Raw genomic sequence first — 24,927 nt, 5'->3', positions numbered from 1 at the left:
GTATCCGGCCAGATCGAAGGTGTCCGGGCGCCGGCCCCGGCCCCGTGGGCGAGCGGCGGTTCCGGGCCGGGACCCCGGACGATCCGGGCGGGCGGGGTGGCTGACATGGGGTGCTCCGCTGCGGGGCGGGGTTTCGCCGACACAATGGGAACGGTAGGAGTCCACACCGGTGAGTAGGTCAGACCGGGGAGCGGAAGCCCGTCCAGGACGGCCCGTGGGCCCCAGCGGCGGCCGCGGTCGCGCGCGGCGCCGAAACCGACCACGCTGAAACGGAAGGAACGCCGTTCATGGACGACGAGGTCCGCACCCCGAACGAAGCAGTCCCGACACCGGCCGATCCGACGCCCGCCGACCGGAGGCAGACCGACCGGAGGCAGACCGATCGGAGCCGGGCCGACCGGAGGCGGGCCGAGCCGACGCGGGCCGCCCGGGACGGCGCGCGTGCCGACGGCGTGGACCGCCGGACGCTGCTGCGGGCGGCCTCCGCCGCCGGGGCGCTCGCCGCGCCGGTCCCGGCCGCGCCCCTGGTCACCGCGGGCCGGGCGGCCGCCGAGGGGGCACCCGGGGCGGTGTCCGGGGCGGTGTCCGGGACCTCGTCCGGGCCCGTGCCCGGGATCGTCAAACCGCTGCCCGCCGAGTGGTTCGTGCCGCACGGCACCAACGCGGAGACGCGCTGGGACACCTTCCGCGGCGCCGACGGCGGCGCCGCCATCGGCCGCCACGTGCCGGTGGAGCGGTTCTTCGTCCGCAACCACACCAGCACCCCGCTGATCGACCCGGACACCTGGAGCCTCAGGCTCTTCGGCAGCGGCCTGCGCGGCGCCCCGACGGCCGGGCGCCCGGTCGAGTTCGGCCTGGACGACCTGCGGGAGCTGCCGTCCACCCGGATCAGCGCGCTGATCGAGTGCGCCGGCAACGGCCGCAGCTACTACTCCGGCCAGCAGGGCCAGCCCGTCCCGGGCACGCCGTGGACGCTCGGCGGCGTCGGCTCGGCGAGCTGGCGGGGCGTCCGGCTGGCCGAGGTGCTGCGGGCCGCCGGGCTGACCGGGGCGGCGGTGGACGTGCTGCCCACCGGCCTGGACCCGGACTTCGTCGCGGGCGGCACCAACTACGGCCCGGTGCGCCGCCCGCTGCCGATCGCCAAGGCGCTGGACGACGTGCTGCTCGCGTACGAGATGAACGGCGAGCCGCTGACCCCGGACCACGGCGCCCCGGCCCGGCTGGTGGTGCCCGGCTGGGTGGGCATCGCCTCGATCAAGTGGGTGGGCAGCGTGGAGGTCGCCGACCACCCGCTGTACTCGCCGTGGAACACCGACTTCTACCGGATGTTCGGCCCGGACTACCCGCCCGGCGGGGGCGACCCGCTCACCGTCCAGGTGGTCAAGAGCGCCTTCGAGCTGGCCGCGGGAGCGCGGCTGGCGGCGGACCGCGAGCACCGGCTGCACGGGCGCTCGTGGTCCGGCGTGGCGGCGGTGCGCCGGGTCGAGGTCAGCACGGACGGCGGCCGGACCTGGCGGCGCGCCGAGCTGCGCGACGAGCCGCGGGCTGACGGCTGGACGCGCTGGAGCTTCGACTGGCGCCCCGGGCGGCCCGGCCCGTACGAGCTGCGCGCCCGCGCGACGGACCGCCGGGGGAACACCCAGCCCGAGCGGGCGCTGTTCAACCGGGAGGGCTACCTGTTCGGTGCCGTGGTGGCCCACCCGGTGACGGTGGTCTGAGCCGAGCGCCGGTCCGAGCCCCGCCACGGACCCCGCCGCCGGGGCTCGTGGCGTGGCGCGGCTCAGCCGGTGGACTGGACCTCGTACGGGGCCGGGTAGCGCGTCTCGTACGGGGTCAGCACCAGCCGCACCACGTCCTCCAGGCGCCGCCGGGCGTCCCCGAGGGTGGTGCGGCCGGTCACCCAGGCGGTCAGCTCGCCCTGCCAGGCGTGGGCCACGATGTGCCGCACCAGGTCGCTCGCGGCGGCCGGCACCTCGGCCGTCACCGCTTGCAGAGCGGTGCTGTCGGCCCGGGCCATGCCCTGCAGGGCCTCGCTGGCGAAGGGGTCGGTGGAGGCGGCCACGGCCACCCGTAGCCGGGCGAGTTCGGGCTGCCGCTGGTAGGCCCGCATCCCGCCCCGGACGAACCGGACGGCCCGGTCGGTGGCCCCGAGCCCGGCCCTCGGTCCGCGCAGCTCGGCCACCAGGTCGGCCAGCAGCAGGCGGTGCCATTCGGCGATCGCCGCAGCCAGGAGGTGGTCCTTGGAGGAGAAGTAGCGGTACGCCGTCCCCAGGGCGACTCCGGACCGCTCGCAGACTTGTTTCATCTGCATACGCTCGACGCCGATCTCGTTCACCAGGGCGAGCGCGGCCGCGATCAGGCTTTCGCGGCGTTCGAGCTGACGCGGAGACATCGCCTCCACCGGCCGTGGTGACAGGTCAACCTTGGTCACCCGCACCATGATACGGGCCGGGGCCGCTCAGGAGTATGACGCCGTCCGGCCCCCTTCCGTTCGTCCGGCGGTCACCGGGGTGCCGGAGGTGTGACGAGGGGCCCTCGGGCGTCACGACGGGTCGCGGACCAGCGCCTCCTGGACGGCGGAGGCGACCAGCCGGCCGTCCAGGTTGTAGAACTCGCCGAGCGCCAGGCCCCGGCCGTCCGAGGAGGACGGGCTGCGCTGGGCGAACAGCAGCCACTCGTCGGCCCGGAAGGGGCGGTGGAACCACATCGCGTGGTCCAGCGAGGCCATCAGCAGCCGGGGCGGCTCGGTGCGCTGGAAGAAGTTCGACTGCACGTCCAGCCCGACGGTGGAGGCCAGGGTGAGGTCGGACAGGTAGGCGAGCGCGCCGGCGTGCAGCAGCGGGTCGCCGTCCGGCAGCGGGGAGGCGGTGCGCATCCAGACGAACTGCTGGAGCAGCCCGGGGACGGCCGGCGGCAGCCCCGGGGTGTCCGCCGGGACGAACCGCAGGTCGAGGTCGCGGAAGCCGCCGGACGCGGCGAAGCCCCGGCGGACCTCCTCGGGCAGGAGGGCGACGGCGTTCGGCAGCGACTCCGGGTGCGGCAGCGGCGGGATCCGGCGCTGGCGGTCGGCGGCCGGCTCGGGGTGCTTGAAGGAGACGGAGAGGGTGAAGATCTCGTTCCCCCGCTGGAGCGCCGTCACCCGGCGGGTGGTGTAGGACAGGCCCTCGCGGACCCGCTCGACCAGGTAGTCGATCGGGTGGCCCGGGGTGCCCGGCAGCAGGAAGTAGCCGTGCAGCGAGTGCACCGGGCGCTCGTCCTCGCAGGTGCGCCCGGCGGCGACGAGCGCCTGCGCGGCGACATGGCCGCCGAAGGCGCGCATCGGGGCGCCGGCGTGGCAGCAGCCCCGGAACGTGTTCTCGTCCAGCCGCTCGATCTCCAGCAGCTCGGCGAACGGGGCGGTCGGCACGGCGCGCCGTTCGGCCCGGACGTGCGGTTCGGTGAGGTCGGTCACGAGGCCATAGTGGCAGAAGCCAACCGTGTGGTGGTGTGACCTGGGTAACGCCGTCCGCGGGCTCGCCTGATGACATAGAACACGTTCCAGTCCGATCCCCGGTTCCGGCCCCGCGCCCGGCCGGGGCGGGGCCGCCCCGCGGTCGTCCCGACGGATTGTCAGTGCCCTCACCTAGCGTGCTCGACATGACGCAATCCGCACACGCGTACGCCTATCTGCGCCCGTCGGCCGTCCTGGACGGCGCCGACGGCCGGCACCTCGACCTGGCCACCTCCGGCGGCGCCACCCCGCTCGGCGCCGCCGCCAACCCGCGCTTCTTCGCGGGCTTCCTGGCCGATCCGGCGCCGGCCGCCGCCGCGCTGCTCGCGGTCGCGGACGTCGCCGCCGCGCGCTACTACCAGCCGCGGCTGCGTGCCTCGCTCGACCCGGTGGTCACCGCGAACGGGGACCGGCTGCGCTTCGAGTCCTTCTCGGGCTGCTGCGGCGTCTACGCCCGGCTGGACGTGCTCGGGGCCGGGCTCGACGGGGACGAGATCGGCCACGGCACCACCAACGTGGACGTCAACAACCCGCTGCGCGAGGCGCTGACCAGGATCGGCCCGGCCGACCCGCTGCACCTCGCGGTCGGGCCGGACGCGCTGGAGGTCACCACCTTCGACGGCCCGCTGGTCGAGAAGAAGGTGCCGCTGCCGGAGCGCTGGCTGCGCGGCTTCGCCGAGACCCAGGTGGTCGCCGCCGGTTTCGAACCGCGCGCCGAGCTGCCCGCCGCCGAGGCGGTACGGTTCCTGCGCTCGCTGCCGCGCGGCGGGCGGGCCGGCGTCGGCTGGGTCGTCCCGGCCGGGAGGACGCTGCGGCCGACCACCCGGCCGGTGCCCGGCGCGGTCTGCCTGCCCGGGCCCGACCGGCTGGTGGCGCTCCAGCGGGTGCTGCGGCACGCGCTCGCCCTGCGGGTCTACGGGCCGGTCGCGGCCGGGGAGCCGACCGCCTCCGCCTGGGAGGCGGTGCTGCCCGGCATGCGGCTGACCCTGACGCTGTCGCCCGACGCCGCCCGGGGCTTCTCCGGCGAGGGCGGGGTGCTCGACGCGCTCGCCACCGGCACGGCCGAACGGGACGCCGAACTGATCGCGGTGCTGCTCGCCTGGGAGCCCCGGATCGAGGTCGGGGACCTCGCCGCCCAGTCCGGGCTGAGCCCCGAGCGGGTCCGCGCCGCGCTCACCCGGCTGGGCACCGCCGGGCAGATCGGCTACGACACCGCCGAGGCCGCGTACTTCCACCGGCAGCTCCCGTACGACGCCGGGCGGGCCGAGGCGGCCAACCCCCGGCTGCGGGCCGCCCGGGCACTGGTCGAGGCGGGCGCCGTGCGGCTGGAGGAGGGCGGGGCGACGGCCGTCGTCACGGTGGACGAGCACATCCAGCGGGTGCGGACGGACGAGTCGGGGCGGCTGAGCTGCACCTGCCTGTGGTGGGGCAAGTACCGGGGCGGACGCGGGCCGTGCAAGCACGCGCTCGCGGTCGGCATGGTGCGGGAGACGGCCGCCGGGGCGGCGGGGACGAAGGGGGCCGGAGCGTGAGCACGGTGGAGGGGGCCGACCGGCAGGGGCCGGTCGACGAGCTGCTGACGACCGTCCGGTCCGGGCGGCTGGCACGGATACCGGAGCTGCTGGCCGGGCTGGACGCGGCCCAGCGGCGGGCCGCCCTGACCGCGCTCAAGGCGCTGCGCAAGGAGCTGCGCCAGGAGTGGTCCCGGGAGGCGACCGAGACCAGGGGACGCCTGCTGGTGGCCGGGGCCGGCTGCCACTCCGGCCCGGCCGCCGCCGCCACCTGGCTGGCCGGCAGCGACTTCGGCGTCCGCGACTGGGCCCGGAACTCCGTGCTGCACCAGGTCGTCGAGGCGCAGCCGGTGGAGTGGCAGGTCGAGGTGGTCACCCGGCTCGCCGTCCGGCCGGTGCGCAACCAGGGCTGGTCGATGTACCCGGTGATGGAGGCCGTGGTCCGGCGCACCGGCTGCGAGGTGCCGCGCGGCGAGACCTTCGTCCGGGGCTGGACGGACCGCGTGAGCGACTTCGGCAGCCGCGGCGCGCGTCCGACGCTGGCCGAGAAGCTGCGCCAGGACGCCTTCACCCCGGTGCTGCTGCCCGAGCTGCTCGAACTCGCGGACGTCGGCTGGCAGCTGACGCACCGGCACAGCCCGCGCCCCGGCGACGTCTGGACCGAGGCGATCGGCGAACTGGCCGCGGCCGGCCTGGTCGACCGGGCCGAGCTGCTCGACCGCTGCCTGGCCCGGCTGCTGCGCGGCGGCAAGCCGGCCGACCAGCGGGCCCTCCTGGAGGTGCTGCGGGCGCTCGGCCCGACACCGGCCGAGTACGCGGCCCGGGTGCGCGACCTGGTGGCGCTGCTGGACGGCCAGTCGGTGCTCGCCGGGCACGCCCAGGAGGTGCTCGCCGGGCTGGACGAGGCCGGCCTGATCGAGCCCGAGGTGCTCGCCGAGGCCTCGGCGGTGGTGCTGTTCCGGACGGAGAAGAAGCTGGTCCGCGCCCAGCTGGCCTGGCTGGACAAGGCCGCCCGGCGCGCGCCCGGGCGCTCCGGCCCGGTGGTACTGGCCGCGGCCGAGGCCTTCGGGCACCCCGACGCGGCCCTCCAGGAACGGGCGCTGAACGTGGTGGCCCGGCACCTCAAGGCGGCGGGGGAGGCGGTGGTGGCGGAGCTGCGGACCGCCGCCGAGGGGCTGAACCCGGCCCACCACCTGCGCGCGGGCGAACTGCTCGGCGCGCCGGTCGGCGGCGACGGGGACGACCCGGACACCGGGTGGAACGCCTTCCTCCCGCCGGCCCCCGAACCGCGCCCGCTCGGCGCCCCGATCGGCTCGGCGGTGGAACTCGCGGAGGAGCTGTCCGCCCTGCTCGCCTCGGAGGAGCCCGCCGTGGCGGACTTCGAGCGGGTGCTGGACGGGCTGGTCCGGCTCACCCGCCTGGACCGGAGGGCGCTGGCCGAGGCGGTGGAGCCGGTCCGCCGGGTGCACCCGTGGCGCGGCACCAACAGCGTGGGCGACTGCACGCCCCGGGAGATCCTCTACGTGGTGGCCGCGGTGGCCGCGGTGGCCGGGGAGACGCCGCCGTGGAAGGTCTGGGACTACCTCGGCCGCAAGGGCCGCTCCGTGCTGCGCGGAGCGCACACCACCGTGCACGGGGCCGTCCTCGCCGCCCGCCTGGAGGAGGCCGCCTGGCAGGTCCACCACGCCGGGCTGCCGTACCTGCTCGCCACCCCGACCGACGCCACCGGCGCACTGGACGCGGCCGAACTGGTCGAGCGGCTCGCCGGGTACGAGGCGGCGGGCGTCAAACCGGGGAAGGCCGACCTGTCCCAGGCCCTGCTGCGGGTCGACGTGCGGGCCCAGGAGGCGGTGCTGAAGGCCGCCGAGGCGCTCACCTCCCCGGCCGGGCGGTGGCTGGCGCACTGGCTGCGCACCGGCGGCCTGCCCGGGCAGCCCTCCGAGCGGGTGGTGTTCGCGCCCGGCAAGGGGGTGCGGCACACCAACGTGCACGGGGACCGCTGGTGGGAGGAGGTCGAGCGGATCGCCGTCGCCCAGCCGGGCATCGGCGCCGGACCGAAGGGGCCGGGCGGCGAGCGGCTCCCGGCCGAGCCGCGGGCCCTGTTGGACGGCACCGAGCCCAGCGTCGCCCGGGCCCGCACGGTGTACGGCTGGACGTGGCGGCCCGTCGCGCACTGGTTCGCGATGCTCCCCTGGCACCGGGAGGAGCTGGCCGCGCGCTGGCTCGACCCCTTCGCCGGGGGCGCCGACCAGGACGAGCGCGGCGCCGCCCGCTACCTCCCGCTGCTCGCCGAGGCCGGCGGCCCGGCCGGGCTCGCGCTGCACCTCGCGCTGGCGTACGGCCTGGGCTCCCGGCACGCCGAGGACCGGACGGCGGCGGTGGACGCCCTGCTGGTGCTCGCCGCGCGCGGCGAGCTGGACGGCGCGCTGCTCGGCCGCGAGCTCGGCGCCCTGGTGGCCTGCGGCACGGTGATGGCCGGCCGGCTGGGGGCGGCGCTCACCACGGCGGCGGAGACTGGTGCCCGGGCGACGGTCTGGTCGGTGCTCGGGGCGGCCCTGCCGGGCCTGCTGGGTGAGGCCGACCAGTCGGCGCGCGGGCTGGGCGACCTGGTCGCGCTGGCCGCTGACTGCGCCCGGCGCACCGGGGCCCGCGGGCCGGTCGCCGAGGTGACGGCGGCGGCCGAACGCGGAGGCTCGGGCCGGGTGGTCAAGGAGGCCCGGGCGCTGCGGGACGTCCTCGCGGGCTGAGGGGGCGGCGCGGGCCGGGTGGCGGCTTGCGGCTGACAGCTCTCAGTCGACGGTTTTCGGCGAACAGCTTTCAGAAGACGACTTTCAGCGAACAGATTTTGAAATCTGTTCGCTGAAAGTCGTCGTCTGTTCGCGCGCCCCGGTTGCCCCGGCTTCGGCCACCGCCTCCTCCGGCCGCTCGCCGACCAGCGGCGGGACGCCGTGCGGGCCGGCGGCGACGGCGCGCCACCACAGCCGCAGAGCGGGCGGGGCGGCCGGTTCGAAGGGCTTGCCGGGGCGGGGCACCGCGAGCCGGGCGCCGAGCGTCTGGGCGGCGGCGACCACCCGCTCGGCGGGCTCCTCCCAGGGGTGCGGTGCGAGGTTGAAGGTGCACCAGTGGATCGGCAGCAGCAGCTCGCCGCCCAGGTCCAGGTGCGCCCGCACGCCCTCCTCGGGGGTCATGTGCACCTCGGGCCAGAAGTCGCTGTACGCGCCGACCTGCATCATCGTCGCGTCGAACGGGCCGAGCCGGCGGCCGATCTCGGCGAAGCCGGGGAAGTAGCCGGTGTCCCCGCTGTGGAAGATCCGCCGTCCGCCGCCGGCCACCACCCAGGACGCCCACAGGAACAGCGTGCTGGTGCGCGGCCCGCGGCTGCAGTAGTGGCGGGCCGGAGTGGCGGTCAGGGTCAGCCCGGCGACCTCGGCCGACTCCCACCAGTCCAGTTCGACGATCCGCTCGGCCGGTACGCCCCAGTGCTCCAGGTGCGCCCCGACCCCGAGCGGGACGGCGAACGCCGCGCCCGTCCCGATCAGCGCCCGGACGGTGCCCATGTCGAGGTGGTCGTAGTGGTCGTGGGAGATCACGACCACGTCCACCGGCCCGAGTTCGGACAGCGGCAGCGGCACCGGGTGCAGCCGCTTGGGGCCGGTCCAGGAGAAGGGGGAGCAGCGCTCTCCCCAGACCGGGTCGAGCAGCACCCGCCGTCCGTCGATCTCGGCCAGGACCGTGGCGTGCCCCAGCCAGGTCAGCCGCAGCCCGGACCGGGGCGGCGCGGCCAGGTCGACAGGGAGCAGCCGGTGCACCGGGACGGCGGCGGTCGGCGTCCGGCGGGTCTTGTCCCCGGTCAGCTGGGCCCGGGGGATCTCCAGCGGGCTGCGCTCGTACACCAGGCGGCGGGTCGGCACCGGGTTGCGGAAGGCGCCGTCGGCGAAGTGCGGGGAGCGGCGGATGCGGGCCAGCCGTTCGCCCCGGGGCTCGGCGCCGAAGGCGTCGGTCCGGATCCGGTGCCAGGCGGACCGGGGCAGTCCGGCCAGCCCGGGGACGGCGCGCTCGGCCGCGGGGCCGGCGGACGGCGGGGCGAGCTGCGACGTCAGACCGGCGAGGCGGGAGAACCACGGGGCGGGGCGGGGCACGGCTCCTCCAGGGACGGTCACGGCTACCGGGCGTGCCGGGGCGCGCAGCACAGCGGCGGGTGGGGCTGCTGCGATACGACAACCATCTCGTCGGAGATTACTCGCCGTGGGCCGTCCGGACCTGGTGGAGAGCCCCGCGCGGTCCAATCGGCGTACCCGGGGAGGGCGGCCCGGGCCGGTGCCCGGGTTCGGCCCGGCGCGGGCCCGCGCCGAGTGGAGCGCGGGTCCGAGCGCCCGTCGGTCCGCCCTCCGTCAGGCGTAGAAGCGGGTGATCGTCTCCGCGACGCAGTGCGGCTTGGCGCTCCGCTCACTGGTCACGGTGAACCGCACCACCGCCTGGACCCCGCCCGGCACCTCGGTCGCCGAGAGCAGCTCGGCGGTGGCCCGGACCGCCGTGCCCACCGGCACCGGCGTGGGGAAGCGCACCTTGTCGGAGCCGTAGTTCAGCGCCATCCGCACGCCTTCGACGGCGTAGCACTCCTTCGCCAGCACCGGGATCATCGACTGGGTCAGGTAGCCGTGCGCGATGGTCGAGCCGAACTGGCTCTCCTTGGCCCGCTCCGGGTCCACGTGGATCCACTGGTGGTCACCGGTCGCCTCGGCGAACAGGTCGATCTGCCGCTGCTCGATGGTGTGCCACTGGCTGGTGCCCAGCTCGGTGCCGACGGCGGCGGTCAGCTCGGCGAGGGAGGCGAAGGTCGTCACGGTGCGCTCCTGGTGGGGGACGGACCCGGGGAGGGATCAGGACGCCGGAAGCGTATGCCTACCCATCGGTATCTGTCAGGAGCCGAGCGGGAAACCGGTGTTCACGGGGCCGGTCCTCACGGGCCCCGCGCTCGTCGGCCGTCGTGTCTGGCGCCCCGGGGTGCCCGGTCCGGTCGGGAACAGCCGGCGGCCGCTCACCAGCTCCGGCACCAGCGCCACGAACAGCGGCTCCGGATCGCCCACCCACGGCCGCAGGCCGGAGCGCAGCACCCGCCTGACCTGCTCGGGGTCGCTCACCACGTCGGCCCGCCCGTGCACCAGTACGCTCCACCCGGTGCGGGTGACCGGGTCCAGCAGATCAGCCTGGAAGGCCACCACCGTGCCGTCCAGCCCGCGCGCGGTGGCACTTCCCCGGCGTACGGCGAGCACCAGCCGCCCGTCCAGGACCTCGAAGGAGACCGGCAGGACGGCCGGCAGCGCGTGCTCGGTGTACACCACGCGCCCGACGGGCACGGTGCTGAGCAGCCGCAGGCACTCGGCCTCGCTCAGGGTCTCCACACGGTCCTCACGCTCCATGCGTCCGATCGTCCTCGGTCGGTGCCCGCATCGATAGGGCCCATGGTCCCTGAGCGGACGGGCCGGGAGCCCCGTCGGCGGCCGTCCGGGGCGGTAGCCTGCCCGGCGGGTGGAGAAATGGTGCAGGAGGGGGACGGCCGGATGGCGGGCGGGGTCGATCTGGTGGTGATCGGGGCGGACGGCGGGCCCGACCGGGCCTTCGGGGGTGCGGCGCTCGCGCCGGACGGTGCCCGGCTGCTCGCCGAGGTGCTGCCCGGGATGTGCTTCGACACCGGCGCGGCCGGCTGCCGGGTCACCACGGTGCCGCCGGACGCGGACGCCAACGCGATGCTCACCGCCGTCCGGGACGCCGCCCTGCACCCCGGCCGCTGGCTGCTGGTCTGCCTGGTCGGCCAGCTGGTGGCCGATCCGCGGGGCCGCCGGCTCGCCCTGGTCACCGCCGGCAGCACCGCCGACAACGCCTACCGCCGGGGCCTGGCCTGGGACTGGGTGGTCAGCGCGATGGTGCACGGGGACCAGGAGGAGGCGCTGCTGCTGGTCGACGCGGCGGTCGACCGGGACGCCTGGGCGGCGCTGGAGCGCGGCGAGGACGGCGCGGGCGAACTGCTGAGCTACTCGCGGGTCCCGCTGTGGGGCCGGATCGGCCGCTACAGCCCGGGCAGCCGCTACGCCCCGGGCAGACGAGGCCGGGACGCCGTCCTGCCGGGCGGGGAGGGCTCGTTCAGCCGGGCCCTGACCACCGTCCTGCGCGAGGGCGTCCCGGGTGCCCCCGCGGCCGTCTCCCCGCTCGATCTCCAGCCGGCCGTGGCCGCGCTGACGGACGGCGGGGAACCGGCCGGTAGTTCGGGTGCGCCTGGCGCGCGCCTGCTCGTTCCGCCGCACGCCGGGCGGCTCCTGATGCGCAATCGGGCCGCGGTTCGGGGCGCATTGGCCGGATTGTCGCTTTCCGAAGAACTGTTGGCCGTTCTGTGGCGGGAAAGTGCCCCGACGGAACCGCCTTCCGCGTAAGGTCAGGGGGCCTGAGGTGTTGCCGTGATGGGGTGGGTTGGCGAAGAATCGATCCCCAGCGGAAACACCGGTGGGACGGCGGAATTCTCCTGGCGGCCGTGGATCACGGATCAGGTCGGTCGCAATGAGGTGGGGCCATGCGGCAGCGCGGAAATGTGTTGCGCCCTGGGGCGGTTGGGGTCGGTGGGGCGGTTCTGGTGTTGCTGCTCGGTGCTTGTGCGGGCGGTGGTGCGGGCGGTTCCGTCGATCGCATCGGGTCGGCCGCGCCCACCGTCGCGGGAGTGAACCCGCTAACTCCTTCGAGTGGTTCGGCAAACGATTCGATCGCGCCGACCAGCGGTCCGGAAGGGGCCATGGCACGGCTGGCCCTGAAGGCGTATCAGGACTGGTGGCAGGCCCAGGCCGAGACGTTCGGGCGGTCGGATTCGGACGGTTACGGACTGGAGCAGTACTCCTCCGGTCGGGCGCTGTCCGACAGCCTGGTCAGCCTCCGGCAACTGCGCGACGCCAAAGTGGTGATGACCGGAACGCCGCGCAATTCCGCGGTGGTCAAGACCGTCGACCTGAAAGCCGATCCGCAGACCGCCGTGATCGAGGACTGCGTCGACCTGTCCGGCTGGCACCGCGTCGATGCCGTCACCGGGGCCGCCAAGGATCCCGGAGCACGCCTGAACCGGTACGTCGGAACCGCTTCGCTGCGCTGGTTCCAAGCACATTGGTTGATCTACGACTTCAAACGGGAGGTGGATCGGACATGCTGAACGCGCGGAAACCGGCCCGGCGAATCTCGGTCGTCGCGTCGATGTCGGCCGGGTTGCTGCTGTCCTCGGCGGTGGGTGCGACCGCGGACGAACCGCCGAGCGGCGGGGCCGAGCAGTGCTACCCGAACGTGATCTGCGTGGACGTCAATTCCGGGGGGACGACCACGACGCCCGGCGGATCGAAGCCCGGCGGTGGCGGCGGTTCGGGCACCGGCCCGCAGCTGTGCAGCTACCACGACGTCCCCTGGGCCTGCCACGACCCCCAGCTGGGCTGGTTCAGCAGCGACAAGGGCTGCTACTTCCGCCCGCTGGACAACCCGCCGGCCGCCGGCGACCCGGCCTGGGGCGGCCACGACCCGAAGGACGGCTCGCTCTACACGAAGGTCTGCCCGCAGACCGACGGGGGCCTGGGCGGCGCCGAGGTCGTATTCGAGCCCACCTCGCCGGACGGGCAGAACGTCAACGCGGAGGCCACGGCCATCCAGACCGCCTACGACCGGGTCCGCTTCCGGCCCCCGGTGGGCCGGGCCGCGCCCCAGAAAACGGCGGTGGTCAACGCCCCGGTCTGGCTCTGGGCGGACGACGCCGCGCTGCCCGCACCGGGCAACGCGTCGGTCGCGGGCATCTCGGTCACCGTCACGCCCCGGCTGGTGAAGGCGGACTGGAGCTTCGGCGACCACCTCCAGACCTCCTGCACCACGCCCGGCACGCCGTACGTCCCCGCGTACGGCGACGCGAAGTCCCCGGACTGCGGCTACGAGTTCAGGACCAGCTCGGCCCGTGAGAAGAACGGCGTCTTCAGCGCCACGGTGACGATGCACTGGGAGGCCGCCGTGGTGGTCACCGGCGGGCCGAACCCGCGGAAGTTCACCATCCCGGGCATCAACCAGAGCAGCAAGCCCTTCGAGCTCAAGGTCGCCGAGATGCAGGTGCTCAACTGAGCGCTCCGGCGCGGCGATCCGCGCACTGACCAGCCAGAAGAGCCAGACCGGCCGGACGAGCCGGACGAGCCAGAGACGAACGAGGGAAGGGCGGAACCCGGTGGAGAACCGTACGTTCGCGACGCCGGGATCCGGCACCTCCGCGGGCGCGGCGGCGTCCGTGGCACTCCCGGAGCAGCCGGAGCAGGGCGGCCCGGGCAAGGGCCGGGGGCTGCCGCACGCGCCCGGGCGGACCATGCGGGCGCGGCGGCGGCGCCCGGCGGTGCTGGCGATGGCGGTCGCGCTGATCGCGGCCGGCGGGCTGGGCGGGGCCGTCCTCTACAACAGCACCGGCCAGCGGGTCGCGGTGCTGGCGCTGGCCCGGGACGTGCCGTGGGGGCAGGTGATCACCGAGGACGACCTGGTGGTCGCCCGGATCGCGGGGGACCCGGCGCTGCACCCGCTGGCGGCCCAGGACCGGACGAAGGCGGTCGGCATGCGGGCCGCCACCGACCTCAAGCGCGGCGCGATGCTCACCGGGGCCGACCTCGCGCAGGGACTGTCGGTGCAGCCCGGGCAGATCGTGGTCGGGGTGTCGGCCAAGCGCAGCCAGCTGCCCGCCAGCCGGCTCCAGCCCGGCGTGCAGCTGGTCGTCGTCTTCACCCCCGACAACGGCCGGGCCGACTCGCTGCCCGCCACGGTGATCACCGTCGGCCGGGTGGACACCGACGGCAGCCAGGTGATCGACGTGGCGGTCGGCACCGCGGACGGGCCCCGGCTGGCGCAGTGGGTGGCGAGCGGGCGGATCCAGGTGCTGCTCGCGCCGCGCGGCGGGGCGGCGGGCGGCGCCGCGCCGAACCCGGCGCCGAGCGGTGCGCCCTCGGCTGCCCCCGCCCCCGCCGCTCCTACCCCCGGGGCGACCACGCCGGGTGCCGCCACGTCCGGGGGACCGGCCGCGACGGGCGGCGCCTGATGGCCGTGATCGCGGTGGTCGGCGGCCCGGGCGCACCGGGAGCCACCACCACCGCCCTGGCACTGCTGCTGTCCTGGCCGCTGCCGCCCGGTCGGCGGATCCTGCTGGTCGAGGCCGACCCGGACGGCGGCGCGGTGCTCGCCGGCGCCCTGGAGGGCCGGGTCGAGGCGGTGTACGGGTTGCGCAACCTGGCCGTCGCCGACCGGCGCGGGCTGCTCGCGCAGACCATCTGGGAGCAGCTGATCGACCTCTCGCCCGAGGGCAACGCCGAACGGCTGCTGCTGCCCGGGCTGACCGACCCCACCCAGGCGCCCGGCCTCGCCTACACCTGGGAGCCGCTCGCCGAACTGCTGCACGGCGTGGAACAGCAGGGCTACGACGTCATCGTGGACCTCGGCCGCTCCGGCGCCACCGGCCACAGCGCGGTGCTGGCCCGCCGCGCCGACGCGGTGGTGGCGACGGTGCGCACCACGCTGCGCGGGCTGAGCGCGGTCCGGCCCCGACTCGCCGCCCTGACCGAGGACCTGGCCGCCGCCGGCACCGGCGCGGACGCGCTCGGGCTGCTGCTGGTCGCCGAGGGGCCGTACGCCCGGGCGGAGGTGACCCGGGAGCTCGGGCTGCCGGTGCTCGGGGTGCTGCCGCACGCCCCCCGGACGGCGAAGGTGCTCTCCGACGGCGGGGACACCACCGACCGGCGGTTCATCCGCTCGGAGCTGATGCGCACGGCGCGCTCGGCGGCGGACGAGGTGCAGCTGCTGGTCCGCCGCCGGCGCCAACGGCTCGCGCCGGGCGCGGCGCCCGCCCAGCTGACGGCGGGCGGCCCGGTCGCGGGCCCGGTCGCGGCGGCGGTGCCGACGCCGCCGGTCCCGGCCGCTCCGATGCCGGCGGCCCAGGCCCCGGCACCGCCGATACCGACCCCGCCCGTGCCGATGGCGCCGCAGCCGTCGATGCCCGCGCCCGCGCCGGGCCCGTACGGGCAGTCGGCGTACGGTCCGGGCGGCCGGCCGGGGTACGGGCAGGGCGGTCACGGCCAGACCCCGTACGCGCCGGGCCCGCAGGCGCAGGGCCCGTACCCGCAGACCCCGCATGGGCAGGGACCGTACCCGCCGGGCCCGTACGGTGCGGCGGCCCACGGCCGCTCCGGGCCCGGCCGCTCCGGCTACGGGACGGCCGAGGGCGAGCAGCCCTCGTACGCCCCGCCGCAGCCCGTCCCGCCGGTGATCACCACCGGACCGGTGGCGCCGCTGGCCGGCCTGGCGCCGCAGCCGGCCGCACCGGCGCCGTTCCCGGCGCACGTCCAGTCCGCCCCGTACGGCGATCAGGACGACCAGTACCCGCTCCAGCAGCCATTTGTGACAGACAGTCAGGAAAACGTGAACGGGCCGTACCCGCACGACCCCGGGGAGGTGCTCCGTGCGCGGTAGCCCCCTGCACCAGCGTCCCACCGCCGATCCGGCCGCGCTGCCCTGGGCGGGGCCGGTGCCCGGGCCCGCGCCGGTGACCGGTCCGGTCGCCCCGGCGCACGGGTACCAGCCCGGCCCGGTCGCGCCGCAGCCCGGTACGGCGCAGCCCGTCGCGCCGCAGCCCGTCCCGCCCGGTGCGGCCGCCGGGCCCACCGCCGTGCCCTCCCAGCTGCCCTCGCTGGACCTGCGCGGCTCCGCCACCCGGCCCGTCGTGGACCCGCAGGTCGCCCGCGAGCTCAAGCGCCAGGTCGCGGCCGAACTGCACCAGCAGATCACCCGGTTGACGCTCTCCTCCGGCTCCGAGCCGGACCGCGCCACCCGCCGCCAGCGCGGCCGGGCGCTGATCGAGGAGGCCGTCGCCCGGTGGTCCGACGCGTACGCCCAGACCCACGGCATCCCGCCCACCCGGGATCAGGACCGCGCCCTCGCCGAGGCCGTCTTCGACCTGCTGTTCCGGGCCGGCCGGCTCCAGCCCTATCTGGACGACCCGGAGATCGAGAACATCCTGATCAACGGCTGCGACGACGTCTGGGTCTCCAAGGTGCACCAACCCCTGCGCCAGGTACCGCCGGTGGCCGACAGCGACGCCGAACTCGTCGAACTGCTCCAGGACCTGGCCCGCCAGCACGGCGGCGGCGAGCGCAGCCTGTCCACCGCCAGCCCGACCCTCGCGCTGCGCCTGGAGGGCGGCATGCGCCTCCAGGCGCTCACCGAGGTGACGCCCCGCCCGTACGTGGCGATCCGGCGCCACCGGGTGGCCTCCGCGACGCTCCCCGAGATGGTCGAACTCGGCACCCTGGACGCCACCTTGGCCGCCTTCCTGGCCGCCGCGATCCGGGCCCGGAAGAACGTGATGATCACCGGCACCCAGGGCGTCGGCAAGACCAGCCTGCTGCGCGCGATGGCCGCCGAGATCCCGCCGGACGAGCGGATCGGCACCCTGGAGTCGGAGTTCGAACTCTGGCTGCACACCCTCGGCCACCTGCGCCAGGTCGTCCCGATGGAGGCCCGCGAGGGCAACGGCGAGCGCGTCGAGGGGCGCCTGGCCGGGGAGTTGACCCTCGGCGACCTCATCCCGGCCGCGCTGCGGATGACGCTCTCCCGGATCATCGTCGGGGAGGTCCGCTCCGGCGAGGTCGTCCCGATGCTGCGGGTGATGACCAACGGCGAGGGCGGCTCGATGTGCACCCTGCACGCCCGCGGCCCGCACATGGTCGTCGACCGCATCGCCGAACTCTGCCTGGAGTACGGCTCGCACATGACCGACTCACTCGCCTACCGGCTCACCGCCAACGCCCTGGACCTCATCGTGCACGTCACCATGGTCGACGAGACCGCCGTCGGCGGCCGCCGGCACCGCTTCGTCTCCCACGTCCTGGAGGTCACCGGCCTCGGGGAGAGCGGCCGGCCCGCGCTGAACACCGTCTTCGGCCCCCGGCCGGACCTCGGCGAGCCGCGGGCCGTCCCGCACACCCCGCCGCAGTGCCTGGACGACCTGCGCCGGGCCGGCTTCGACGCCTCGCTGCTCGGCTCCCGGTACGGGAGTTGGGCCACCCCGCTGCAGCTGCGGATCGGCGGTGGCACCCGGTGATGCTGCTCTTCGCCCTGTGCGGGCTGGCGGTCGCGGGTGGCATGGTCGCCCTGGCGCTCTGGGCCCGCGGCAGCGAGCCCGGCGACGAGGACGAGGCCGAGCGGGCGGTCAACCCGCTGGCCGGCCGGCTCCACGTGTTCTGGTACGGCGCGCCCGGGACGGCCGGGCACCGGATGGTGCGGCTGCGCCGCGTCCAGCTGCCGCTGGCGCTCGCCGGCGCGCCGCTGGCCTGGCTGTTCACCGGCATCCCGCTGACCGCGCTGCTGGTGCCGCTGGCCGTCTTCGGCCTGCCCTGGCTGTTCGACACCACCCGCCCGGACACCCACCGGATCGAGCGGCTGGAGGCGCTCTCCGAGTGGACCCAGCGGATCGCCGACGTGCTGCTGCTCGGGGTCGGCCTCAACCAGGCCATCGTCACCAGCCGGCGCACCGCCCCGGCCGCCCTGGAGGACGAGATCGGCGAGCTGGCCGCCCGGCTGCAGGCCCGCTGGCGGCCCGAGGAGGCGCTGCGCGCCTTCGCCGACAGCCTCGCCGACGCCACCGCCGACAAGGTGCTCGCCGCGCTCGTGCTGCGGGCCGGGGACAGCGGCCCCGGCCTGGCCCGAACGCTCTCCGACATGGCCGACTCGGTGCGCGAGGAGGTCCGCCAGCGCCGCGCCATCGAGGCCGACCGGGCCAAGCACCGGACCACCATCCGCTGGCTGGTCGGCATCATCGTGCTGGTCGTCACCGTCGGCTCCTTCAACACCGAGTACACCCGGCCGTACGGGACCTTCCTCGGCCAGGTGGTGCTCGCCGTGGTCGCCGCCCTGTTCGTGGCGATCATCGCCTGGATGCGGGCGCTGGCCTCCCACCCGCCGGTGCCCCGGCTGCTGACGCCCGACCGGCGCAGCAGGAGCGGACGGCGGACCACCGCCGCGCCGACCGGGCCGGAGCCGGTCGAGCAGCTCGGGGAGGTCCGATGATCTCCCCCTGGTCCGTGCTGGCCGGCGCCGCCGCGGCCGGCGGCCTCGCCCTCCTGGTCGCCGAACTGCGGCCGGCGCCACCGGACCTGCGCCAGGCGCTGGACCGGCTGCACGCCACCCCCGCCGACCGCGAGCAGGACCCGGACGAGCGGCCCCGCTGGTACGACCGGATCGGCGAGCGGTCCGTCCACCTGCGCGGGGTCTCCGTCCCGCGCCGCGAGCTCGCCCTGATCGGCCGCACCCCGGCCCGGTTCATGGTGCACAAGCTGCTGTTCTCCGCGCTCGGCCTGCTGCTGCCCGCCTACCTGGGCGCGATGGCCGTGCTGATGGGCGTCGGCCTGCCGTTCGCCCTGCCGCTGGTCGCCGGGCCGCTGCTGGCCGGACTGCTCTGGTTCGTCCCGGACGCCGTCGTGCGCGGCGAGGCCAAGGAGGCGCGCACCGAGTACCTGCACGGCATCGCCGCCTACCTGGAGCTCGTCGCGATGGAGCGGGCCGCCGACTGCGGCCCCGCCGAGGCGCTGCGCCGGGCCGCCGCGGTCGGGCGGGGCGCGGTGTTCCGGCGGATCCGCGACGCGCTGGAGCGCGCGGCCACCGACCGGCTCCCGCCGTGGGCCGGACTCGACGCGCTGGCCGAGGAGTTGGGGCTCAGCCCGCTCCAGGACGTGGCCGACATCATGCGGCTGTCCGGCAACGACGGCGCCGCCGTGTACGACACCCTGCGGGCCCGGGCCAAGGGCCTGCGCGGGGAACTGCTCGCCGAGGACCTCGCCCGCGCGAACGCCGACAGCGAGCGGATGGTCGCGCCCGGGGCCGCCCTGACCCTGCTGATGACCGTCCTGATCGTCTTCCCCGCGCTGCACCAGATGCTCAACTGACAGCCGTCCCAGAGCAGTCGACACCACACCACACCGCCACGTCCCTCCGGAGAGACCCGATGACCGTACGACTCGTCCAACTGGCAGACCGGGTGCTGCGCCCCGTCCTGCTACCGGTCCAGTTCGCACTCCTGCTGTTCACCCTGCGGCTCGGCCGGCTGCGGGCCGCCCGCGCGCGCGGCGACCGCGGTGCGATCAGCATCGAACTCGCCCTCGCCATCATCGCGTTGGTCTTCGTCGCGGGTGCCGTGGCGACCGCGCTCTACCTGCTGAAGGACAAGGTCGTCAAGAAGGTCGAGCAGGACCCGAACATGCCGGGTGCGGGCGGAGCGGGCGGCGCGGGCGGCGCCACCCCGTGATGCGTGCCGCTCTCCGCCGCAGGGGCGACCGGGGGTCGATGAGCGTGAGCCTCGCCATCGTCTTCCCGGTCGTCCTGCTGCTCGTCCTGCTCGTCGTCCAGGCCGCGCTGTGGTGGTACGACCGGCAGGTCGCGCTCACGGCCGCCCGCGAGGGCGTGGACGCCGGACGGGTGCAGGGCAGCGCGACGGACGGCGAGAAGAACGAGGCGGCCCAGCGGCAGGCCCGCGACTTCCTCGACCGGCAGGGCGTGCACGGGTACACGGTGCGGACCGACGGCAGCACGGCGCAGACCATCCGGGTCACCGTGCGGCTGACCCCGCCGCTGCTGATACCCGGGCTCAAGGCGCCCGACATCACCCAGTTCGCCGAGGCGCCCCGCGAGCGCTTCGTACCACCGGCGGTGACACCGTGACGGACGCGCTGCGGACACCGGGCCCACGGCGGCGGTGGTCGGGGCTCCGGTCGCGACCGCGCAGGCCGGACCGGGGCGGGATCGCGATCGAGGCGGCGATCGTCGTGCCGGGGGTGGTCGGGCTGGTCCTGCTGGCCGTCGCCGCCGGACGGGTGCAGACCACGGCCGGCACCGTGGAGGCCGCCGCGCGGGCCGGGGCCCGGACCGCCTCCCTGCAGCGCAGCGTGGACGGGATGGACCAGCCGGCCAGGGACTCCGCCCTCGCGACGCTGCGCCAGCAGGGCGTGTGGTGCCGCGACGGGGACGTGCGGGTCGGCAAGGGGGAGCTGAACCTGCCCGGCGGACCGGTCACGACCGTCACCGTCACGGTGGTCTGCGACGTGGAGCTGGCCGACCTGCTCGGCGGACCGTCCGGGATACCCGTGACGAAGCACCTCGTCGGCGAGTTCACCTCGGTGGTGGACCGTTACCGGGGCACATGACAGCGCGCGGCGCCGTCACCGGGAAGACAGGGGATTGGAGACGGCCCGTGCGGGGGAGACGCAAGCGGAGAGCGCTCGGGGGATGGCGGAACGGTACCGAGCGGCGCCCGGTGGGGGCCGGTGGGGAGAGCGTCGTGCGAAGTGGGGGGAGGGGACGGAAGTGGTGAGCCGTCTGCGGCGACGGCTGTCGGCGCGCCGGTCCGACCGGGGCGCGGTGGCCCTCTTCGTGGCGATCTGCGCGGCCTACGTCGTGCTCGTCATCGCCCTGGTGATCGACGCCGGCGGCCGGCTGCGGGTCGCCGAGCGGACCGACGCCTACGCCCTGGAGGCCGCGCGGGTCGGCGGCCAGCAGCTCGACCGGGCGGCCGTCCTCCAGGGCAAGGGCTTCAAGGTCCAGGAGAAGTACGTGCGGGACGCCGCCGACGCCTACCTGGGCCTGTACGGCCTGCGGGCGGGCGGCATCGAGTTCTCCGGTGACGGCAGGGTCGTCACCGTCACCGTGCAGGCCGACTACCGCCCGGTCCTGCTGGGCGCCCTCGGGGAGCGGAAGGTTACGGGCAAGGGCAGTGCGACCCTCGTCCACGGAGTAGAGAAAGCGGAGACCGACTGATGGCCGCGCCACGTGCCAAGGACCAGGCCCGTACCGCCCAGGCCCGAAACGGCCAGGCCCCCAACGGCCGAGCCGGGACGTCCCATCGGGCCGGCGGTGCCCGAAGGCCCGCCGCCCCGGCGCCCCGACCACCCCGCGGCCGCGGCCGCGCCGTGATCACCGCGCTCGGCGCGCTGGTCGCCCTGCTCGCGCTGCTGTTCGGCGTCCCCGCGCTGCTGCTGTACGGCACCGACGCGGTCGCCGGGATGGGCGAGGTCGCCTCGGGCGGGGTGGGCGAGGCGCTCACCAGTCCGGACGACGGAAGCCTGTTCCTCTGGGCGCTGGTGGTGGTCGGCTGGATCGCCTGGGCCTGCTTCGCGCTCTCCGTCCTGCTGGAGATCCCGGCCCAGCTGCGCGGCCGGATCGCCCGCCGCATCCCGGCCTTCGGCTGGAGCCAGCGGCTCGCCGCCGGGCTGGTCGGCTCGGTGCTCGCCCTGCTCCCGGTGGCCGGCTCGGCCTTCGCGGCCGTCCCCGAGCCGAACCACAGCCCGGTCGTCCAGGCGCAGTTGACGCCGGGCGTGCAGCGCGCCGCACTGCCCGCCGCGCAGGCCGCGCCGGCCCTGACCCCGGCCGCCGAGCAGCAGAGCACGTACACCGTCCGGGACGCCCGGCCGGCCGACAGCCTGTGGTCCATCGCCGAGCGCCAACTGGGCTCGGGGGAACGCTGGGTGGAGATCGCCAAGCTCAACGACGGCCGGATGATGGGCGATTCGGGCATCCGCTTCGACGCCGACCGGCCGATCCAGCCCGGCTGGGAGCTGCTGATGCCGGCGGACGCCAAGCCGGACGAGGCGAGGACGCCGGCGCCGCCCGCCCCGGCCCCCTCGGGTGACCCGGCGCAGGGCGCGCCGCAGGAGACGCCGCAGAGCGCTCCGCAGTCCGGGACGGAGGCCGGCGGGCCCGGTGGCGCGGGCGGCGCGGCCGGCTCCGGCGGCCAGCGGACCGTCACCGTCCAGACCGGGGAGAGCCTGTCGGCCATCGCCCAGCGGGAGCTGGGGGACGGCGAGCAGTGGCCGAAGCTGTTCGAAGCGAACAAGGGGGCGCAGGCCCCGGACGGGACGCAGCTGACCGACCCGGACGTGGTGGTGCCGGGGATGGTGCTCACCGTCCCGGGGGCGGGGGGTGCCGCACCGGCGCCCGCACCGGCTCCCGCCGATCAGACTCCGGCCGACCAGGCCCCGGCCCCCGCGCCGGCCCCCGCCGACCAGGCTCCGGCGCCGGGTGCTCCCGCGCCGGGCGCGCCGCAGTCGGCCCCGGCGCCCGCGCCCACGCACACGCCGGCCCACGCGCCCGCCCCCGCCGCGCACGCCGACCCGGCCCCCAGCGACGACTACACCGTCGCCCTCTCGGCCTCCACCGTCGGCGTCCTGCTCGCGGCCGTCATGGTCGGCGCCGTCGCCCACAAGCGCGGCACCCAGCAGCGCGCCCGCCGCCCCCGGCACCGCATCGCGATGCCCGAGGCCGAGGCCGCCGCCTTCGAGAACGAGCTGATGGCCCGGCAGGACCAGGCCGGACTGGACCTGCTGGACCGCTCCCTGCGCACCCTGGCCCGCAACACCGTGCGCGGCGGCAAGCGGCTGCCCGCCATCGTCGCCGCCCGGATCACCCCGGGCCGGACCATCGAACTGCACCTGTCCGGACCGGCCACCCCGATCGCGCCGTTCCGCGCCGCGCACGCCGCCAACGTGTGGTGGTGCAGCGCCGACTCGGGCGACCTGCTCAGCCCCGGCCAGGCCCGGAAGACCGCCGCGCCCTACCCCGCGCTGGTCACCCTCGGCACCTCGCCGGACGGCTCGGTGGTCCTCGCCGACCTGGAGGCCGTCCGGCTGCTCCACCTGTCCGGCCACCCGGACGACGCCCGCGACGTGCTGCGCACCCTCGCCGTCGAACTGGCCCACAGCCCGCTCGCCGACCGGCTCCACCTGCACCTGGTGGACCTCGCCGAGGAGGTGCCGATCAGCGGCCCGGCCGCCGAACGCGTGCACCGCCACCCCACCCTGGAGGCCGCGCTCGCCGCCCTCGGCCCGCGCACCGCCAAGGCCCGCGCCACCCTCGTCGCCGCCGAGGCCACCAGCCCGCGCGAGGCCCGCAGTCGGGGCCAGGCCGACGAGTCCTGGACGCCCGAGATCGTGCTCTGCGCCCACCAGCCCGGCGGGGACGTCCCGGCCGAGCTCGGACGCCTGCTCGACGCCCGCCCTCGCACCTGTGTCGCCGTCATCACCCGCGCCCCCGAGCGCGGCACCGGCCCGGTCGCCCGCTGGACCCTGCCGGCCTCCGGCCAGGCCGCGATCCCGGGCCTGCACCTCACGGTCGAGCTGCAGCGGCTCAGCGACCGGCAGTACGACCAGGTCGCTGAGCTGCTCAGGGTCGCCGACGACACCACCCAGCACCCGGCCCCGGCCTGGACGCTGGACGGGCCGGAGGACGACACCGACACCACCGAACTGCCCGCCGCCGTACCGGTGCTGGCCGCCGTCGGGGCCTCGGCCGCCGTGGCGGTCCCGGCCATCGGAGGTCCGGCTGCCGCGGCTCCGGTCGGTGGGGCTTCGACCGGCGGGGCCTCCGTCGGTGGGGCTTCCGCCGGCAGGACTTCCGTCGGCGGGGCTTCGGCAGGCGGGGCTTCGGCAGGCGGGGCGGAGGAGGGCGCGGCCGCCGGTCCCCGGCTGCTCGCCCGGGTCATCGGCACCGGTGCCAGCCCGTTCGCGGGCACCGATCCGGTGGCGCCCGCTCCGACCCCTGCCGCGCTGCCGCCCGCGGCGTCGAGTCCGGCTCCGGCTCCGGCGCCTGCCCCGGCCGGCCCCGCGCGGTTCGCCGTCAACGGGCAGGGACGGCAGGCGGCGACCGACGAGACCACCCGCGACCTGCGGCGGCCGGGCCTGGCGGAGGACGAGGGGACGGCCGGGCCGGGGGACACCGGCTCGGAGTCCACGGCGACGGTCGTGCTCGCCGTCCAGCCGGTCGTGCCGCAGCCCGTCGTGGCGGAGCCGACCGCGTCGAAGACGGCCGAGGGCCTTGTGCCGTCGACCGAGCCCGTTCCCGTTCCCGCTGCCGTTGCCGCTGCCGCTGCCGCTCCCGAGGCCGCCGTCGCCCTCGGGACCGGACCGGCCGGGACCGCGGAGACCGCGGAGGCCGTCGAAGCCGCCGAGGCCGTCGGTGCGGAGCAGCCCGGCCCCGCCGCCGTCGCCCCGGTCGCCCGGACGACGCCCGGCCGCAGCGACAGCGACGACCTGCTCGCCATCCTCCGCTCCCCGGAGGCGCACGCCCCCCGCAACGCCCCCCGGATCCGGCTGCTCGGCCCGGTGGACGTCGCGGGAGTCCTCGGCGCCGCCGCACCCGGCGCGCTGCCCCGGCTCACCGAACTGGCCGTCTACCTGGCGCTGCGCCCCGGCTCCGACCGCCACGCGCTCGACCACGACCTGCACCCCGGCGCGGCGCACCTCGACCCGCACCCCACCGCGGCCGGCTCCGAGAGCCCGCTGCCGGCCAAACTCGCCGACCTGGCGGCCTGGTTCGGCACCTCGCCGGAGGGCCGCGTCTTCCTGCCCACCGAGGGCACCGAGGGCTACTCCTTCGCCCCGGCGGTCACCTGCGACTGGGACGAGTTCCGCGGCCTCTACCGGCGCGGCATGCGCAGCACCAGCGCCACCGCCGACGCGGCCCTCGCCCACGCCCTGGCCCTGGTCCGCGGCGCGCCGTTCGCCGAGGCCCCGCCGGCCTCGTACGGCTGGGCCGAGGCCGAGCGGCAGGACATGATCGCGGCGATCGTCGACACGGCCCACGAACTGGCCGCCCGCCGCCTGCAGTACGGCGACCACCGCAGCGCCGAGGCCGCCGTCTTCCGCGGCCTCGCCGTCGCCCCGGACGTCGAACTGCTGCACCGGGACCTCTTCTACGCCTACGCCTCGGCCGGCGCCCGGGACCAACTCCTGCGCGCCGTCAACCGGTTGGACGCCCTCAGCCGCCGGACCGGCCGGGACCTGGACGCCGACACCGTCGCCCTGCTGCGGGACCTGCTCGCGGGCTCCTGACGCCGTGACCGCCCGTCCG

21 protein-coding genes are annotated in these 24,927 nt (G+C 76.2%); 16 read left to right on the top strand and 5 right to left on the bottom strand.

Annotated elements, in window-relative coordinates; all coding sequences use genetic code 11:
- Positions 1-287 precede the first annotated feature (287 nt).
- Positions 288-1,718, top strand: a complete 1,431-nt coding sequence (locus ACLWS4_RS00680; RefSeq protein ID WP_416873032.1) for a sulfite oxidase — start codon at positions 288-290, stop codon at positions 1,716-1,718.
- A gap of 62 nt (positions 1,719-1,780) precedes the next feature.
- On the opposite strand, the gene ACLWS4_RS00675 is transcribed toward ACLWS4_RS00680, so the two are convergent.
- Together ACLWS4_RS00675 and ACLWS4_RS00670 are read right to left on the bottom strand one after the other, a co-directional pair.
- Positions 1,781-2,431 (bottom strand): TetR/AcrR family transcriptional regulator, encoded by a 651-nt coding sequence (locus ACLWS4_RS00675; RefSeq protein WP_063780393.1) that lies wholly within the window; start codon positions 2,429-2,431, stop codon positions 1,781-1,783.
- Between the two features lie 111 nt (positions 2,432-2,542).
- Positions 2,543-3,451: an acyl-CoA thioesterase gene (locus ACLWS4_RS00670; protein WP_416873031.1), complete on the bottom strand. Its 909-nt coding sequence runs from the start codon at positions 3,449-3,451 to the stop codon at positions 2,543-2,545.
- Positions 3,452-3,636: 185 nt separating this feature from the next.
- Between ACLWS4_RS00670 and ACLWS4_RS00665 the strand changes: the two genes are divergently transcribed.
- Both ACLWS4_RS00665 and ACLWS4_RS00660 read left to right on the top strand, forming a co-directional pair.
- Positions 3,637-5,022, top strand: coding sequence for an SWIM zinc finger family protein (locus ACLWS4_RS00665; protein ID WP_416873030.1), 1,386 nt, complete (start codon positions 3,637-3,639; stop codon positions 5,020-5,022).
- Positions 5,019-7,748 (top strand): DUF6493 family protein, encoded by a 2,730-nt coding sequence (locus ACLWS4_RS00660; RefSeq protein ID WP_416873029.1) that lies wholly within the window; start codon positions 5,019-5,021, stop codon positions 7,746-7,748. Before ACLWS4_RS00665 ends, ACLWS4_RS00660 begins: the two co-directional genes overlap by 4 nt.
- A gap of 84 nt (positions 7,749-7,832) precedes the next feature.
- Here ACLWS4_RS00660 and ACLWS4_RS00655 read toward each other — a convergent pair whose 3' ends face one another.
- The 3 genes from ACLWS4_RS00655 to ACLWS4_RS00645 form a co-directional block, all read right to left on the bottom strand.
- The gene (locus ACLWS4_RS00655; RefSeq protein WP_416873287.1) at positions 7,833-9,041 is read right to left on the bottom strand and encodes an MBL fold metallo-hydrolase; all 1,209 of its coding nucleotides are present in this window, start codon (positions 9,039-9,041) and stop codon (positions 7,833-7,835) included.
- A gap of 351 nt (positions 9,042-9,392) precedes the next feature.
- Entirely contained in the window at positions 9,393-9,845 is a 453-nt protein-coding gene (locus tag ACLWS4_RS00650; protein ID WP_416873028.1) for a MaoC family dehydratase, read from the bottom strand.
- A 75-nt stretch (positions 9,846-9,920) separates the two neighbouring features.
- Complete coding sequence (locus tag ACLWS4_RS00645; RefSeq protein ID WP_416873027.1) at positions 9,921-10,421, bottom strand: pyridoxamine 5'-phosphate oxidase family protein; 501 nt, start codon at positions 10,419-10,421, stop codon at positions 9,921-9,923.
- A 117-nt stretch (positions 10,422-10,538) separates the two neighbouring features.
- Here ACLWS4_RS00645 and ACLWS4_RS00640 point away from each other — a divergent pair, with 117 nt between their 5' ends.
- The 13 genes from ACLWS4_RS00640 to ACLWS4_RS00580 all read left to right on the top strand — a co-directional run bounded on the left by ACLWS4_RS00640 (position 10,539) and on the right by ACLWS4_RS00580 (position 24,908).
- The gene (locus ACLWS4_RS00640) at positions 10,539-11,429 is read left to right on the top strand and encodes a hypothetical protein (protein WP_049658838.1); all 891 of its coding nucleotides are present in this window, start codon (positions 10,539-10,541) and stop codon (positions 11,427-11,429) included.
- Positions 11,430-11,566: 137 nt separating this feature from the next.
- Positions 11,567-12,190: a hypothetical protein gene (locus tag ACLWS4_RS00635; RefSeq protein ID WP_143204635.1), complete on the top strand. Its 624-nt coding sequence runs from the start codon at positions 11,567-11,569 to the stop codon at positions 12,188-12,190.
- Positions 12,184-13,131 carry a hypothetical protein gene (locus ACLWS4_RS00630; RefSeq protein ID WP_049658834.1) on the top strand — a complete coding sequence of 316 codons (948 nt, stop codon included), beginning with the start codon at positions 12,184-12,186 and terminating at the stop codon, positions 13,129-13,131. Before ACLWS4_RS00635 ends, ACLWS4_RS00630 begins: the two co-directional genes overlap by 7 nt.
- A gap of 100 nt (positions 13,132-13,231) precedes the next feature.
- On the top strand, positions 13,232-14,083 hold the full coding sequence (locus ACLWS4_RS00625; RefSeq protein ID WP_117492594.1) for an SAF domain-containing protein: 852 nt from the start codon (positions 13,232-13,234) through the stop codon (positions 14,081-14,083).
- Positions 14,083-15,507 (top strand): hypothetical protein, encoded by a 1,425-nt coding sequence (locus ACLWS4_RS00620; RefSeq protein WP_416873026.1) that lies wholly within the window; start codon positions 14,083-14,085, stop codon positions 15,505-15,507. The genes ACLWS4_RS00625 and ACLWS4_RS00620 overlap by 1 nt, the downstream gene beginning before the upstream one ends.
- Positions 15,497-17,137 carry a CpaF family protein gene (locus tag ACLWS4_RS00615; protein ID WP_388047906.1) on the top strand — a complete coding sequence of 547 codons (1,641 nt, stop codon included), beginning with the start codon at positions 15,497-15,499 and terminating at the stop codon, positions 17,135-17,137. Before ACLWS4_RS00620 ends, ACLWS4_RS00615 begins: the two co-directional genes overlap by 11 nt.
- Positions 17,137-18,102 carry a type II secretion system F family protein gene (locus tag ACLWS4_RS00610; RefSeq protein WP_416873286.1) on the top strand — a complete coding sequence of 322 codons (966 nt, stop codon included), beginning with the start codon at positions 17,137-17,139 and terminating at the stop codon, positions 18,100-18,102. Before ACLWS4_RS00615 ends, ACLWS4_RS00610 begins: the two co-directional genes overlap by 1 nt.
- Complete coding sequence (locus tag ACLWS4_RS00605) at positions 18,099-18,977, top strand: type II secretion system F family protein (protein WP_049658133.1); 879 nt, start codon at positions 18,099-18,101, stop codon at positions 18,975-18,977. The genes ACLWS4_RS00610 and ACLWS4_RS00605 overlap by 4 nt, the downstream gene beginning before the upstream one ends.
- 59 nt (positions 18,978-19,036) lie before the next feature.
- A complete protein-coding gene (locus ACLWS4_RS00600; RefSeq protein ID WP_049658132.1) occupies positions 19,037-19,336 on the top strand; it encodes a hypothetical protein in 300 nt (99 codons plus the stop codon).
- A 38-nt stretch (positions 19,337-19,374) separates the two neighbouring features.
- Positions 19,375-19,749: a TadE/TadG family type IV pilus assembly protein gene (locus ACLWS4_RS00595; RefSeq protein ID WP_234348625.1), complete on the top strand. Its 375-nt coding sequence runs from the start codon at positions 19,375-19,377 to the stop codon at positions 19,747-19,749.
- A gap of 104 nt (positions 19,750-19,853) precedes the next feature.
- A complete protein-coding gene (locus ACLWS4_RS00590) occupies positions 19,854-20,231 on the top strand; it encodes a pilus assembly protein (RefSeq protein WP_143204636.1) in 378 nt (125 codons plus the stop codon).
- Positions 20,232-20,391: 160 nt separating this feature from the next.
- Positions 20,392-20,841: a hypothetical protein gene (locus ACLWS4_RS00585; RefSeq protein WP_049658128.1), complete on the top strand. Its 450-nt coding sequence runs from the start codon at positions 20,392-20,394 to the stop codon at positions 20,839-20,841.
- Complete coding sequence (locus ACLWS4_RS00580) at positions 20,841-24,908, top strand: LysM peptidoglycan-binding domain-containing protein (RefSeq protein WP_416873025.1); 4,068 nt, start codon at positions 20,841-20,843, stop codon at positions 24,906-24,908. Before ACLWS4_RS00585 ends, ACLWS4_RS00580 begins: the two co-directional genes overlap by 1 nt.
- Positions 24,909-24,927: the final 19 nt, after the last annotated feature.

Origin of the sequence: Kitasatospora sp. SC0581, from assembly GCF_048159585.1 — a bacterium.
Taxonomy (GTDB): Bacteria; Actinomycetota; Actinomycetes; order Streptomycetales; family Streptomycetaceae; genus Kitasatospora.
Note: the sequence above shows the minus strand (reverse complement) of the source record. Positions and strands in the feature narration are given on the sequence as shown.

What these genes read in the sequence shown, in the direction of transcription:
- ACLWS4_RS00680 (WP_416873032.1), top strand. Translation starts at nt 288, where the DNA reads ATGGACGACGAGGTCCGCACCCCGAACGAAGCAGTCCCGACACCGGCC.
- ACLWS4_RS00665 (WP_416873030.1), top strand. Translation starts at nt 3,637, where the DNA reads ATGACGCAATCCGCACACGCGTACGCCTATCTGCGCCCGTCGGCCGTC.
- ACLWS4_RS00645 (WP_416873027.1), bottom strand. Translation starts at nt 10,421, where the DNA reads ATGGAGCGTGAGGACCGTGTGGAGACCCTGAGCGAGGCCGAGTGCCTG.
- ACLWS4_RS00640 (WP_049658838.1), top strand. Translation starts at nt 10,539, where the DNA reads ATGGTGCAGGAGGGGGACGGCCGGATGGCGGGCGGGGTCGATCTGGTG.
- ACLWS4_RS00635 (WP_143204635.1), top strand. Translation starts at nt 11,567, where the DNA reads ATGCGGCAGCGCGGAAATGTGTTGCGCCCTGGGGCGGTTGGGGTCGGT.
- ACLWS4_RS00630 (WP_049658834.1), top strand. Translation starts at nt 12,184, where the DNA reads ATGCTGAACGCGCGGAAACCGGCCCGGCGAATCTCGGTCGTCGCGTCG.
- ACLWS4_RS00620 (WP_416873026.1), top strand. Translation starts at nt 14,083, where the DNA reads ATGGCCGTGATCGCGGTGGTCGGCGGCCCGGGCGCACCGGGAGCCACC.
- ACLWS4_RS00610 (WP_416873286.1), top strand. Translation starts at nt 17,137, where the DNA reads ATGCTGCTCTTCGCCCTGTGCGGGCTGGCGGTCGCGGGTGGCATGGTC.
- ACLWS4_RS00605 (WP_049658133.1), top strand. Translation starts at nt 18,099, where the DNA reads ATGATCTCCCCCTGGTCCGTGCTGGCCGGCGCCGCCGCGGCCGGCGGC.
- ACLWS4_RS00600 (WP_049658132.1), top strand. Translation starts at nt 19,037, where the DNA reads ATGACCGTACGACTCGTCCAACTGGCAGACCGGGTGCTGCGCCCCGTC.
- ACLWS4_RS00595 (WP_234348625.1), top strand. Translation starts at nt 19,375, where the DNA reads ATGAGCGTGAGCCTCGCCATCGTCTTCCCGGTCGTCCTGCTGCTCGTC.
- ACLWS4_RS00580 (WP_416873025.1), top strand. Translation starts at nt 20,841, where the DNA reads ATGGCCGCGCCACGTGCCAAGGACCAGGCCCGTACCGCCCAGGCCCGA.